Below are 14769 nucleotides of genomic sequence, written 5' to 3'. Positions count from 1 at the left end.
TTAGATAAACCGATTAACTAAAAATGCAACAAGGGAGGGAAAATTTTGTCAAAAAAAGTTACGATATCTGATATCGCTCAACTATCTCAGACTTCCAAAACGACAGTTTCTTTCTATTTAAACCATAAATATGAAAAAATGTCTGAAGAAACTCGTAATCGAATTGCAGCTGTCATCGATGAAACGGGTTATAAACCCAGTACATTGGCACGTAGTATGAACTCAAAAAAAACAAATTTAATTGGTGTCTTAATTGGAGATATAACCAATACCTTTGCTAACCAGATTGTCAAAGGCATTGAAACAGTAACCAAAGAAAAAGGTTATCAAGTCATCATTGGTAACAGTAACTATGAGTCGCAAAATGAAGACCATTACATTGAAAATATGTTGAACTTGGGTGTGGATGGCTTTATTATTCAACCAACTTCAAATTTTAGAAAGTATTCACGTATTATTAAAGAAAAAGAAAAACATATGGTGTTTTTTGATAGCCAATTATATGAGCACAGAACAAATTGGGTGAAAACTAACAATTATGATGCTGTTTATGATATGATTCAAGGGGCAATTGATAGAGGTTATTCTGATTTTGTAATGATTACTGCTGATCCAAGTCTTTTGAGTACAAGGATTGAAAGAGCATCTGGCTTTATTGATGCTTTATCAGATAATCAGCTAGACTATCAAAAATTAATCATTGACCAAAAGGATTCTGATCATGAAAAAATTGAGTCTTTCTTAGAAAGTGCAGTGAACAGAAGTCGTAAGACTCTTGTTTTTGTACCCAATTGCTGGGCGCTTCATATGGTTTTTAGTGTCATGAAAAAGTTGGCTTTTGAGATGCCACAGATAGGTCTAGTAGGTTTTGATAATTTGGAATGGACAAATTTTTCGTCTCCGACTGTAACAACAATTGTCCAACCAGCCTATGAAGAAGGAAGAGAAGCAGCAGAAATTTTAATTAATGAAATTGAGGGAGCTACTCACGATGAAAAGCAAAAAACCTTTGATTGTGACATTGAATGGAAAGAATCAACCTTATAGAAAAAGAACATTGCAAAAATCAATGTTCTTTTTTGATGAATGAGGAGATGACATCATTCATTTTTTTCTTCTTTTTGATAGTGATTTGGGAGTAAATAAGGGAGTTCCTTATAAACTTCTTGGCCCCATTTAAACTGATAACGGATTATCGGTATTTTGTGTTTTGACATACTCAAGTCAGTATCAAGTGTAAGTGGTTTGTCAATGAAAGCTCTAATATCATGATTTTCATGTATAATTTCGTTTTGTAACTGGTTTTGTTTATGGGAGTCAATTAAAAGTAGATCGTCTATCTCTTGTATTGGCTTAATGGAAATAGCTTTGAAATCATTTGGTTTAACTTTCAAAGTTTGTGTTTCTTTTTCTTGAGTTAAGGGATTATAGCTTACAATCTGATAATGAATTCCATTGTTTTGAATCATATAAAGTCCAGATTCAGAAAGCTCTAATTGGCCATTTAGAGTATAGGGATCATTGGAATACTTAATAATTGCCCAAGTCTTTGTATTTTTTTCATAAACTACTTGGAGCTTATCTGTGTTTTCGATGACGCTAACTTGACTATTATGGATGAGATCATTGATAATATCTAAATTAGCTTTTGGAAGCATCATATAAGCATAGGAGTTGCTTGCAGAATTATGGAATTGTTTGATAGTGATAAAGCGGTTGCTTTTAATCTCTGTACTTGTGGTTTTATTTTGATTAATGGCATACCAACTACCAGTTTGAAATGAATCTTTAAGTAAGAGTTCGGTTGGTTTCATAAAGAGGTATCCAATATTTAAATCGGGATTATCATTTTCTAGAAGAATAGAATGAACGTTAGCAAATGAATGTTCTAGAGAATCTGTTAAATCAGTTAGAATACCATTGACATATATTCTATAAGGAGAATCAGGGGTCACTTTTCTTTGATCAATAGTTGTAAAAACATTACTACTATTGTCTTTATTAGTGATATGAGAGCCTAAAAAGACAATTTTATCATTCAAGATAACCCAACCTTTATTGGCAGATATGGTGCGGTTCCAGTTACTAAATTGCATTGCCGCTAAGCCGTATTCTTCAGTTAATTTGACGGACCCGACAAAAGGTGAAGCATTTGTTACCTGTCCAGTTAACACTTTAGAATCCAATTTTTGTTTATTGTAGGAATCAGTCAGTTTAACGGTGACATCGTCTCGAGGCGTATCACTTTCAGTTGTTCCTGGCATATAGTATGGGTTTACAGTAGGCCAATAATTGTCACTATAATGAGCTTGGTCGTCGTTATAGTAATAAAACATACCGTCGCCTGTATACCAACCCCTGGTATTTTCATTATTCATTGCCTCAAAGTTTTGAGTTCTATCGGAATGAAGAGACAAAGCGAAGCCAAAATCTTTATCAGCATTGTAATAGGCTAGTTTGTCCATACTATTATAGGTGTTCAGCCTTGTTTCAAAACGATAGGGAGGAATGGAACCATCAGCTAGAAGTTGCTTGAAGGCTGAAATGTCTGAGTAGGAAAGTAAGTTTTTATAGGGGTCAAATACCTTATCAGATTGAAGAATACCTTTAACTTTTGATTTTAGGACATGATTTTGAGTATTATCTGACATGTTAGCAAGGCGTAAAAATCCTCTCAGAAGTTCAATGGTTGCGGCATGTGAGGACCCACTTTCCCGACTGATAGATCTACCACGACTCATATCCATCAATTCACCATGGACGATTAACGGAAGGAAAGAATTATCAATCCATTGATAGATTAATTTAATATTATCATCAGGAATTTTATGATCAGTCTTTTGAATAACAGGAAGTAACTGTGAGATACCATCAATCAGAACATTACCATAAGCTCCAGTATAGGCAACATTTGTATGGTCAATATAAGAACCATCTGCATAGAAACCGTTTCCTGAAGTTACCGTTTTAAATAAATTGTTTAGAGATAAACTAGCCTTTGAAATTAAAGTCTCGTCTTTTCTCAAGATGCCTGACATGAGTTTAACGCGTCCCATATCAACCAAATTCCCCCCTAATGCAGGAAAAGGATTGGTTAGCGTCATGCGGAAATAATTTTCGTTAGGAACAAAATGCTCTATTGGAGCTGTGTATTGCATAATTTCTTCCTTAGAAAAATAGTCACTCGTCAATGACAAAACAGTTATAATAGCTCTAGGGACACCTATTTCATAATCCCACCAATTGGCACCGCCTTCAATATCCTTATTAGCATTATAAAAGTTTTGATTTAACCAAGATAAGCCATCTTTAATGATTCTTATCACTTCTGGCTTTTGATAATAAGCTGAGCCTGGAGTTATAAATTGCTTAGCCATATCTTCAAAACGTCTATAAGTAGCCGTCAATTGAGCGGAGTCCCTATAGTTGTTAAGATCATCCCAAAGAACATGCCTATTTAATTCTGAGTGATAAGTAGACAAATGAGAGGATACCTTCCCTTCTAGCTCTGTAAACAAAGCTAACATATGAGAATCATCAGCATTATATTCCTTACTTCCAAAAGTGATATCATTCCATTTTTGTGTAAGGATATCATATTTATCTATTTGCGAAAGTTGCACAGTTAAAGGAATTTCTTTAACTATTTGACTATCTAAGGATACAGTCACAAGTGTCTGGCCGGTGGCTTTAGGAATAATAATACCATTTACCACCTCAGCGAGATCTGTATTATGAATGCGATAACTATAGGTTGAATCTGTCAAAACGATTTTTTTGTTAAGAGGAAGAGAGAGTTTTTCCGGCAAAACAGTAGCGACTGCACTTGTCTTACCGTCATCTTTTGGGCCAACTTCAATCATAGATATGTTATCGAAAATAGCTTTACCACTTCCTTTTTCACAGTACAGTTCTAAAGTCACTTCTGAAACATCATAATAAGGATTGTAGACTTTTGTTAAGTGATGGTAAGGAGTCGTTTCATTGGTCATTGCTGACAACCAAATACGATTAGGTTGTTTTGAATCAGGACTCTTTTCAAGAATACGTAGAAATGTCTGCCCAGTTCGATGACTAGTTTCAATATCAAAGTCGATTCTGTATTGTTTGCTAGGATCGATTTTGACTTTTTGCGTCACAGCTCCACGAAAATCGGAATTGCTACTTATAACGAGCTGTTTATTAGCGTTCACTTGGATGATAGGAGCGATCTCTTTTGTCTGCTTATCATCAATATAAACAGACCAACTAGTGGCTTCTTCTTTATTAGTCCACTTACTAGTAGTAGAAGATGTGGGTTTGACTTGGCTAAAATCACCATTTGATACCTTATTGGTTTGGTCACTGTTAGTCTCAGCAACTATTTGGTTAGATTCCAAAGGAGCCATACTACTATTGAATTTAGTATTAAGGAGAGGGGGTGTTGAATCGTTTTCTACCTCAGGGTGATTTTGTTCCTGTTGAGATGAGTTTACCAAGTTGTTTACTTGCATTGATGCCATTCCTTCAGCTGTAGGCATAGTAACACCGATATCCTCTCTTTCCTGAGAAGCTATACCATGACTTGTATCTTCGCTAATAGAAGTGTTTAATGTGGAGATGAAAGTATCGGAAGAATTACTTATTTCGTCAGCTTGAACAGAAATAGTAGGTGTCAAAAGAGTCGATCCCAAGATCAGACTAGAAAACAAAAGATAACCATAGAGACGATGATTTTTCTTCATAAAAAACTCCTTTTAAAAATAGTAAACCGGTTTAATTAAATCATAGCACTTTTCCCTAAAAAGTAAAGCGTTTTCAACAAATATCTTATTTTTTATAATATTTAAGAATGAATGGTGTTATTCAAAAAACTTTAGAGAATTTCCCCTTGCAGAAGATCTTTATTCATAGGATAATATAATTATTAAATATTGAGGTAATTATTAGTTACTTTTTTCTAGTGTAATTCCAGTTAATTTCCATCTTTTTAATATATTAAAAAGAAAATATGTGTCAGATCATTGAAATATTTTTAACATCAAATTTTGATATAAAAAACAATTTCAGTTAAATTTAGATCTTTTTTAGTCGTGATTTGCTGTTTATGGTGTAGTCACTAGAAAAAATTATGAATAAAGATTACGCTACTTTACTTTCGATTAATTTTTTCTAGATCTCTAATAATTAATAAGACATTTCTTTTGAGTAGATAAACTCATTTAAACCATAAATTGTTTTATGGTTTAAATGTTGTTATGCTCACTCAATTAGGGCACTGTTTTCTAACACTTGTTTTTGATAGAATTTATAAATTGGCATTTACAGATATAGACGTATCAAATTTCGATTTTGCTTAAATTCTTTAATTATTGAAGTAGCGGAAGATTCACTTTTTTAGAAAAATAAAAAATCAGTTTTTTTTAAATATATAATCAGATTATAAAAGAGAATATTCAAAATTAAATAGTTTATTTACGAAACTTTCGGTTTCGCCTAAAGTTTCGTATTAACTTATGAATAATTATCGAATCTCTAATTTAAAAGTAAATAAATTAAAGTGATAGAAAATAAGTAAACTAATAGTATCTAAGAAATAAAAGCAGGAAATTTATTTTTTTTTGATATAATAATTAATAATTGATCTATAGAAAGAAGTTAAAGAATGATTGATAACATGATACGTAATGGTGAGTTTGAATATGGAATTTACAGCATAAAAACAAAAAAAGATTCGACTGCTCAAGCTATTTTAGAATATGAAAATGATACACTTATAAATTCGGTTAGAATTACAAATCTAAATTGGTACAAAAATGAAATAAAAGTTAATGACATTATTTTTTTAGTTTTAGGTGGGGACAGAAAACCGTGGAAGAACGGATTAGTAGCGGTTGGGAAAGTGTCTTACATAGATTATTTAACTGCTAGTTCAAAAAATTATGAAATTGATGTCGAAATACAGTGGAAATTACCCGCAGAAATGACACCTAATGATTTTTATAGCTATCCAGATGTAAAAAACGCTCCAAATATTGGTCCTTCACTAAATGGAACACCAAATCAAGCGATAGGTAAAGTTTCTAAAGAAGCATGTATTTCAATTTTCGGTGCGATTAATAATATTTTTGATGACTGTAAAGATCGTATTATTGAGATAGTTGGTAACGAGAATTTTGAGAAAATTTTTGAAATACCTAGGTTATCTCTGCAGAATAGGCATGATGTTGGAGATAATGACTATTTTATTGATATAGCAGATGATTTAGCTATAAATAATGATAATACCAGTCAAGAAAAAATTGAATATCAATCTCAAAATAGTATTAGAATAGATAATAATCAGTATTCAGTATTTGAAATGAATAGGAAATATAAAAAAAAATCGATTGATTTAGCAAGTGATTTTCAACGACTTGATGTTTGGAACAATAAACAGAGATCTGAACTAATTGAGAGTGTATTAATGGGATTACCTATACCAGTTTTTTATTTTAATGAAGATCCGAATGGAGAACTTTTAGTAGTTGATGGAAGACAAAGATTGACATCTTTTATTAAATTCCTAAATGATGAGTTTCCGCTAACTGGACTTAAAATTTTGCATAAATATAATAATTTTACATTTAGTCAACTGGATAATTTACTTCAGTCGAGAATTGAGGATTATCAAATTCAGGCTTATGTGATAATACCACCAACAGACGAAGCTGTAAAATTTCATATTTTTGATAGAGTAAATAGAGCGGGGACACAACTAAATAAACAAGAGATACGAAACGCACTATATAATGGAAAAATAACTGAACTATTAAAAGAAATAGCAGATTCAAATTTATTTAAGGAAGCAACCTCAGAAAAATTTGTTAAAGATAATAGAATGAATGATAGGTATATTATTTTACGCTTTCTAGCTTTTGAGTTTTATTTTGAAGCCCAAAAAAATGGATACGAATTTTCTGATATTGATTCTTTGCTAGGCAATTCAATGACTTATTTTAATAAAATATCTCAAAATGATTTAGAATCATATAAACAAAGAATTATAAAAGGACTTGAAAATGCAAAATATTACTTGGGTGAGTATGCTTTTATAAATCAATCAAATAAAAACAGTTCTCCAATTAATATGAATATATTTGAAACTCAAATGTATTATTTTTCAAGGATTCCTAAGGATGATAAATATAAAAGCTTGGTTTTTGAAGATATGAGAAACTTGTTTGTAAATGAAAAATATCTTGATAGTATAGGAAGTTATCGTGACGGGAAAAATAAAATAGAAAAAAGGTTTGAAATTATAAGAAACCTTTTGGGGAAAATTAATGATTAGATCTATTGAAATAAATTCGCTAAAAAGTATTTCTAGTATGAGACTTTCATTGAAAAGTTTTAATCTTTTTCTGGGGACAAATTCCTCTGGAAAATCAACAATTTTACAAGCTTTACTAATTTTAGCACAGTCACAAAAATTAAAATCATTAGAGGTTCTAAAACCACATAACGTTTTGAATGGACCACTAATAAATTTGGGGCATTTCGCAGAAGTACAGAGCAAAAACACAAAGTCAAATATTCAAATTAAAGTTTTTGATGATAAATTATTGGAATCAGTTGAAATTTCAGATGAAGAAGTAATTGTTAGTGGTAATAATTTATGTAAAAAAATCAAATATCTTGGAGCGAATAGAATTGGAGCTCTTGATGTATATCCTGAAACCTTTTCAGACTCTCAATATTTTGAACCAAATGGAAGTTTTTTGATTTCATATCTACAAAATAATAAAAAGAAAGTACTTGATGATGACATTGTTACCAATGATGATGGTTCGAATACTTTATTGGTTGAACTAAACGCATGGTTAAGAAAAATATTAGATACAGAACTTCAAATAACTAATATTGACCAAACAGATTTAGTCCAAATAACTTACGATGTTAAAAAAAATAAAATATCTAATAGACCAAAAAATTTAGGAAGTGGAACTAGTTACCTTATTACGATTCTAATTCTTTGTTTAGCTAGTGAAAAAGGCGATATTTTAATAATTGAAAATCCAGAATTACACCTTCATCCAAAAGCGCAGTCATATTTAACTGATTTTTTAATTCACATTTCAAAAACAGGTAGACAATTATGTATTGAAACACATAGTGATCATGTATTTAATGCGATTAGAGTTGCAATTGCAAAAGATGATTCTGAAAATCAGAAGAAATCAAAAGATTTATTTGGTATTAATTTTGTTCAACTGAATGAAAATTCTGAATCCAAAAATAACACAATTTCTATTTCAGGTAAAGGTGATATAGAAAATCCTCAAGAAAATTTATTTGATCAGTTTGATAATGATTTATTGAAAATGCTGGGGTTCTAGATAATGGAGATAATATTAAATGAAGACTCGTTGAAAGGACAATATTGTGACGTTTATGAATTTAAAAAATATTTGGAAGAAACTTTTATACCTTTTTATTGTTCTTTAAAAGATTCTTTATTATTTTCCCAATCAACCCTATACTCGAGAGTAATAACAAAAACGGATACATTTGAAGATTTTATTTTTGGTAAAGTTGGAAAAGGTATGACAGCACGACAAGTTTTAATAATATTACTTAAGAATGGAAACTTTTGGGATAGCTATTCTCGAAAAGACAAAAATTGCGAATATGGTTGTGAGGAGTATAATTTAGAAACAGATTGTATTTATGAAGCTTATGAACGAGATAAGATTGTATTCTCATTTACTCCAAGTGAATTTGATAAGATTACAGAAATAAATATAAAAAAAAATAAATGTCGTGTGACGGTTGAAAATTGGTTATCTCTATCTGACTTAAAAAGTATTCCTTTAATTGGGAATAAGATACCAATTAATGAGAAATTTGACGCAGTGATATACAAAAATGAAGCTAATCATCCACCTCACTTTCATATTTTAACTAATGGAGAAAAAGTTGGTGCTTATCAAATTCCATTTTTAGAAGAACATGATATCAAAATAAATGCGAAGGATAAACACAAAATAGAAGAATGGATAAAAAGGAATTATGAAAATATAATAAACCTGTGGAATACTGTTCATCCAGACAGATTAGTTAATCGAGTTGTATTAAATCAAGACTACGAATTGGCGTATATTAAAGCTAATCAGGAAAAAAAGGACATAATATTTTCAATATTTTATAAGTCAAATGAGTGTGGAAGTTATAATTCGGAGAATGGTGATATTATTAATAGTGGTTTTCCTGAAAGTGACTCAGAAGATTTACGTTGTTTATTTTCAAAAAAGAGTGATAAAATTGAAGAATTGAAAAAAAATATAAAGTCAAAGGAGTTTAAATGACAAATTCTGTAAGTTCTGCCCAAGGGAAGAAGTATAATTTAGCGGCTTTCTTTTCCGGTGTTGGTGGAATTGAGTTAGGTTTTGAGCAAACCGACGAGTTCAGAGTGGTGTATGCCAATGAATTTGATAAAAATGCTAGGAAGACCTATGCCTTAAATTTTCCGAATACATTTTTGGACAGTCGTGATATTCATGCTGTCGATCCAGCAGAAATTCCAGCAGAAACAGTTGATATTATTGTTGGTGGTTTTCCTTGTCAGGCTTTTAGTATTGCGGGTTATCGAAAGGGCTTTGAAGACGAACGTGGCGATTTGTTTTTTGAATTGCTTCGCATGATTGAAGCTAAAAAACCAAAGGCTATTTTTGTAGAGAATGTTAAAAATATGGTTGGTCACGACCACGGGAACACATTTAAAGTAATCAGAGAAGCTTTGACTGAAAATAATTATTTTATTAAGTGGAAAGTACTTAATGGAAAAGATTATGGGAATGTACCTCAAAATAGAGAGAGGATTTATATCGTAGGTTTTGATAATAAAGAAGCTTTTGATAACTTTGAATTTCCCGAAGAAGTTCCTCTAACGAAAGGCTTATCGGACATTATTGATTTTAATTCTGAAATGGATTCAGCATTCTATTATGAGGAAGGCAAGCAACGCTTTTATCCAGATTTAAAACATGCTATGGATCGTCAAGATACAGTTTATCAATGGCGTCGACAATATGTTCGTGAAAATAAAAGTGGCGTTGTACCAACTTTAACAGCAAATATGGGTACGGGTGGTCATAATGTACCGTTAATTCTAACGGATAATGGCAGAATTAGAAAACTAACACCTAAAGAAACATTTAACGCACAAGGTTATCCAAAAGACTTTAAGTTACCTGAAGGATTAGCGAATAGTCATCTATATAAACAAGCGGGAAACAGTGTTGTGGTACCGGTTATTAATCGCATTGCAGAAAATATTGCTAAGGCAATGAATCAATCAAAATTTGCTAAAAAAGATACTCGTAAAGATAATGTTTCCATTATTTATACAAAAATGAACGGCCCTTTTGAAGGAGAGTCATATGTCAAGGATTTTGTTAAGGATTATGAAGCAGCACTTTTAACAATTGCGTCATATGATGATGGCTTAGGAATTCTTTCAGATGATGATTACCTTCGTTTAGTCAAAAAACGGGGAAAATTAGAGTTTTATAGTATTCAATGACGAATAATTAGATGAGGGGCTAGTGATAAACTAGTCTTCTTTTGATATACTAAAGTAAATAAGTCGAAGGTAACAATTATGTGGAACTATTTAAAAAAAGTTGATAAAGAGAAGTATAAAACTTATATTACTAACTTTGCCAGTCTAAGTGAGGCATTTTCGCAAAAATCAGAGAGTGATGGAGATAATAAACCCATTGTGACTCCGATTATTAATTCTAAATTTCAGGAAACTGTTTTTCAAAAAGCTTTTAGTGCAGTAGGTGAAGATATCGCAAATACTTCATTTGATGCTTCTGTAATCGTAGATGATACTCACAAATATTTAGTCGGTATAAAGTCTTTTGGGTTTCAATCGGGAGATCAAAAAATTGCACAATTTAAAGGCCAATCTGCGGGTTGGGCTGAAAATTTTGGTGAAATAAAATTTAATGCTTCTATATCAAAAGATAAATCGAGTGCCGATAAAATTAATGCTCCTATTTATTATCGGATTGCAGAGGATATTGCAAAGCTTAGAAATCAAAGAATTGAATCTTCGAAAGCGCAAATTCGCGGTTTTAAGTCGGATGATATAAATGTAGAATCTGTTTATCATGTTTTAATGCCGACTGCAAAAGACCATCATCCACAGATACATGTTGGTGAAACTTCTTATCTACCGATTGATATTGATCAATTAGAAATTCTTGGTGCCACAAGTCTCGATAAACCAATGAATTTCAAGTTCACTGATGGTAGACATGTATATAAATATACATTTGCTGATAGTCAGCTATTGATGGCATTCAACAACAAAGAAATAATTGTTGAATCTTGGGATGTTGACTATATAGAAGACCCGTTTTATTTATTTGAAAATTTACATACTTTGGTTACAAAAGAAGCTGATGATAATATTGAAATGACAGTATCGTGGATGATTCCAAATAAGAATTTAGAAGTAGAGGCTAGTTCAGGTTTTAATGGATTTAATGGAGGATCAAAATTATCACGAAAAAACGGGTACCGTGAAAAAAGGATTGCTGATTTATTAGATCAATTTTATTCATATTTAACAAAGGATCAATTAAATTATCTAAATGAAAGTTTGTATCAATTATTAATTCCAAAATATAGAACAAACGAAGAAACAAGAAAAATGAGAGAAGATAGACAGGAATTTATGTCAAATATCGAGAGTTTTGCTAGCCCTGAACTGTTACTTGCTATTGAAAAGCTAATTTATCGTGATGCTAATGAAGTTTATATTCCAATTCCTGATTCAATCAACTTCCATAAAGCCTATCCTAACTTTTTCGGTGACTCAATAGGAACATTTAAAGAGGGGTCTCGTGGAAAACTTGCACTTGATAAAAGAGATCGCACATTTACTTTAAGATTTTTACCTTCTGGTGATGAGATTGAGGCATATATTAATCAGGAAAATGGTAAGGCAATTCAATCAACTAAAAACCAAGCTATTTTAGGGGAATGGATTGTTAATCAAGTTTTTCAATTAAAAAGACGAGAAGCATTGACTTATCAAAAATTAATTGATTTACATATCAATGCAATTAGATTGATTAAATATAGGAATTCAAAAGTAATTGGTATTGAGTTTACGTGGATTGATATTGAAAATCCACCTAAAGACGCTATTGGATGGGTTTCAAACAAAAAATAGCTTTATTTTTGACACCGTTTACATTTAGTACTCATCTTGTTATAATCATTTCATAATTAAAAGCATGGTAACATGCTTTTTTAGTTGGGATGTTAAGGGTGGTTGTTATGGAAAATATGAAGTTGGTGCCATTTAAGGAAAAGTTGCGACGTGAGATTTTTTTAAGTTTTCGTAAGGCAACTTTTTTTATTGCTTGCTTTTATATTCTATTTTTGGTCTTCTTTATTTTTTTAGTTCAGTTTGGTCAATTGCTAGAGGGAAGAAGGACTATATTGACTTATTTTAATCAGGTTGACTGGCAAAGTGATCTTATTTTTAAAAAACTTGACACCAGAGAAGTACCCAGATTTTTAAAAGGTGAACGTTCGGAAAGGGAAATGTTTCGTCACATTTATGAAGAAACAGGCCAATTGCCTTTTAGGACAGCCTTATCTTTGTACAGGGCAGATGGGAGTTTAGCTTTATCAACAAAATTACCAAACCGAGATGGTTTGCAAGACGATAGCTATGTCAAAATCGCATTAAAGAATCTAAAAAAGGATTCGGAATATCGGATTATGAAAGATTATCAAGGCAATCGCTATTTATTGAAACTAAAACCCATTATTCAAAAACAGCAACTTATTGGTTATTTTGTACTCTATATCGATGGAAATGATTTTAAATCCAATCTATCGTCAGAGTCTACCCAGTATATACTAACGGATAAGTTTCAAAATCTTTTTTCGACAAATAGCTTAAGTTTTGCAAATCAGAATCATCATAAAGTAGTTATAAACCATTCTGATGCAATCTTGTCATATCAGGATGGCAAAGTTTACCTTAATCATCAAAAAGAATTAACACCTCAATTGATGCTTTATACAAAGATCGTTGCTTTTCCATTAAGTTATCTGCTTTTTTTCACAGGACTCTTCGCTACGTTTATTTTTATGCTTCATTATTTATTAGCTAAACATCTATCTCAAAAAATCAGCTTGCATAGTAGTGACAGTATAGAACTACTGGTAAAGGATTTAGACGCCATTGTAAATGGTTATCAATCAACATTATCCATTACAACTGATGATGAATTTGGTTTCCTTGCTAAAAAGATAAATGCTGTTTTAGATGCTCTTCAAAGGCTTTTTCAGCAAACCTTGACTTCTGAGCAAGAAAAAGTATTGATTCAGAGGAAGTTACTAGAAGCACAGTTTAATCCCCATTTTCTATATAATTCTTTGGAATCCATCAAAATATTAATGTACATAGATCCCCAAAAAGCAGAAAAAATGATATTAGCTCTAAACCGCGTGCTACGTTATAGTATCAGTACTGAAAGTGATGCTGTTACCTTGGAACAAGATATGGCGATTTTGAAGGATTATCTTCTTGTGAATCAGATACGTTTTCACCAATTAAAGGTTAGTCTTCACTATGATCAGTCTCTAGCACAGCTCCGTATTCCTAAATTATTTCTGTTGCCACTGGTAGAAAATGCTTTGAAGTATGGGATGACTGCTCGTCATGATCTTTCAGTTGCAGTCGAAGTGACTTGTCAGGAAAAGCTTATTTGTTTCACAGTATCTGATAATGGTCCTGATTTTAGTAGGCATTTTCAAGAAACACTTGACGCTTATGTGAAAAGCGGAGCTACTGAGCATGGTTTGGTGAATTCTTACAGTAGACTAGTTATGTTCTACCCAAGTACAAAAATAGGGCTAAGCCTAGCAGAATCTAAAAAGGGTATACAATTACAATTTGAAAGGAAACAAGCATGTTACGAATGATTATTGTCGAAGACGAGGATTTGATAAGAGAATGGTTGAGTCGTGCTTTGGATTATCAACAATTAGGCATTGATTTGGTGGCAACAGCTAGAGATGGTGAGGAAGGGTTAGAATGTATTCGGCAATGCCATCCGGACATTGTGTTAACGGATTTGATGATGCCAAGGAAGACAGGTTTTGAAATGTTTGACAACAGTCAGGATATCCCGTATGAAAAGATGATTTTATCATCTTATAGTGATTTTCAACACGCTAAGAAAGCTATGACTTATGGGGTTAAACACTTTTTGGAAAAACCATTAGATATAGAAGAGTTAAGAGATACCTTATGGCAGATTGTTCTAGATCAGAAAAATCAAGTGAGTGATTCTAAGAACAGTCACTATTATCAAGAACTTCCTATGATCAGCTTGCCATCAGTTCAGGAAGATTTTTGGTCTGCCCATTTAGTAGCATATCTTCATCAACACTACAATCACTCCATATCAACAGAAGAAATTGCCAGACATTTTGGTTACAGTGAATCTTATCTCTATAAAAAAATCAAAGAAGATTTAGGGATTACTTTGAAAGATTATTTGAATCGATACCGTATTAAGAGAGCTATTCAGTTAATGACCAGTCAACCTGATTTGAGAGTTTATGAAGTAGCAGAAGCAGTCGGTTTTTCAGACTACAATTATTTTGGTAAAGTATTTCGTCGTTATACGGGATTAACCTATACTACATTTAAAGAGAATTTTACTCATAAAGGATAGTATCGTCCTATAAATAAAGCGCTTTCTTTATTAG

9 protein-coding genes are annotated in these 14769 nt (G+C 31.8%); 8 read left to right on the top strand and 1 reads right to left on the bottom strand.

The window, feature by feature from the left end; all coding sequences use genetic code 11:
• Positions 1-45 precede the first annotated feature (45 nt).
• On the top strand, positions 46-1047 hold the full coding sequence (locus DQM95_RS07325) for a LacI family DNA-binding transcriptional regulator (RefSeq protein WP_037593360.1): 1002 nt from the start codon (positions 46-48) through the stop codon (positions 1045-1047).
• Between the two features lie 53 nt (positions 1048-1100).
• On the opposite strand, the gene DQM95_RS07320 is transcribed toward DQM95_RS07325, so the two are convergent.
• On the bottom strand, positions 1101-4724 hold the full coding sequence (locus DQM95_RS07320) for a polysaccharide lyase 8 family protein (protein WP_111685992.1): 3624 nt from the start codon (positions 4722-4724) through the stop codon (positions 1101-1103).
• A 920-nt stretch (positions 4725-5644) separates the two neighbouring features.
• Here DQM95_RS07320 and DQM95_RS07315 point away from each other — a divergent pair.
• From DQM95_RS07315 to DQM95_RS07285, 7 genes are all read left to right on the top strand, one after another.
• Positions 5645-7312, top strand: coding sequence for a DUF262 domain-containing protein (locus tag DQM95_RS07315; RefSeq protein WP_111685991.1), 1668 nt, complete (start codon positions 5645-5647; stop codon positions 7310-7312).
• Complete coding sequence (locus DQM95_RS07310; RefSeq protein ID WP_037593362.1) at positions 7305-8357, top strand: AAA family ATPase; 1053 nt, start codon at positions 7305-7307, stop codon at positions 8355-8357. The genes DQM95_RS07315 and DQM95_RS07310 overlap by 8 nt, the downstream gene beginning before the upstream one ends.
• Before the next feature lie 3 nt (positions 8358-8360).
• On the top strand, positions 8361-9326 hold the full coding sequence (locus DQM95_RS07305; RefSeq protein WP_037593364.1) for a DUF4160 domain-containing protein: 966 nt from the start codon (positions 8361-8363) through the stop codon (positions 9324-9326).
• Complete coding sequence (gene dcm, locus DQM95_RS07300; protein WP_037593365.1) at positions 9323-10543, top strand: DNA cytosine methyltransferase; 1221 nt, start codon at positions 9323-9325, stop codon at positions 10541-10543. The genes DQM95_RS07305 and dcm overlap by 4 nt, the downstream gene beginning before the upstream one ends.
• A gap of 78 nt (positions 10544-10621) precedes the next feature.
• Positions 10622-12208: a hypothetical protein gene (locus DQM95_RS07295; protein WP_037593366.1), complete on the top strand. Its 1587-nt coding sequence runs from the start codon at positions 10622-10624 to the stop codon at positions 12206-12208.
• Between the two features lie 107 nt (positions 12209-12315).
• Positions 12316-13977: a sensor histidine kinase gene (locus DQM95_RS07290; RefSeq protein ID WP_111685990.1), complete on the top strand. Its 1662-nt coding sequence runs from the start codon at positions 12316-12318 to the stop codon at positions 13975-13977.
• Positions 13965-14735: a helix-turn-helix domain-containing protein gene (locus tag DQM95_RS07285; protein ID WP_037593368.1), complete on the top strand. Its 771-nt coding sequence runs from the start codon at positions 13965-13967 to the stop codon at positions 14733-14735. Before DQM95_RS07290 ends, DQM95_RS07285 begins: the two co-directional genes overlap by 13 nt.
• Positions 14736-14769 lie beyond the last annotated feature (34 nt).

The organism is Streptococcus uberis (assembly GCF_900475595.1).
Taxonomy (GTDB): Bacteria; Bacillota; Bacilli; order Lactobacillales; family Streptococcaceae; genus Streptococcus; species Streptococcus uberis.
Note: the sequence above shows the minus strand (reverse complement) of the source record. Positions and strands in the feature narration are given on the sequence as shown.

Excerpts from the sequence above, each read along its gene's own strand:
- DQM95_RS07320 (WP_111685992.1), bottom strand. The coding sequence starts at position 4,724 with ATGAAGAAAAATCATCGTCTCTATGGTTATCTTTTGTTTTCTAGTCTG.
- DQM95_RS07315 (WP_111685991.1), top strand. The coding sequence starts at position 5,645 with ATGATTGATAACATGATACGTAATGGTGAGTTTGAATATGGAATTTAC.
- DQM95_RS07310 (WP_037593362.1), top strand. The coding sequence starts at position 7,305 with ATGATTAGATCTATTGAAATAAATTCGCTAAAAAGTATTTCTAGTATG.
- DQM95_RS07305 (WP_037593364.1), top strand. The coding sequence starts at position 8,361 with ATGGAGATAATATTAAATGAAGACTCGTTGAAAGGACAATATTGTGAC.
- dcm (WP_037593365.1), top strand. The coding sequence starts at position 9,323 with ATGACAAATTCTGTAAGTTCTGCCCAAGGGAAGAAGTATAATTTAGCG.
- DQM95_RS07295 (WP_037593366.1), top strand. The coding sequence starts at position 10,622 with ATGTGGAACTATTTAAAAAAAGTTGATAAAGAGAAGTATAAAACTTAT.
- DQM95_RS07290 (WP_111685990.1), top strand. The coding sequence starts at position 12,316 with ATGGAAAATATGAAGTTGGTGCCATTTAAGGAAAAGTTGCGACGTGAG.
- DQM95_RS07285 (WP_037593368.1), top strand. The coding sequence starts at position 13,965 with ATGTTACGAATGATTATTGTCGAAGACGAGGATTTGATAAGAGAATGG.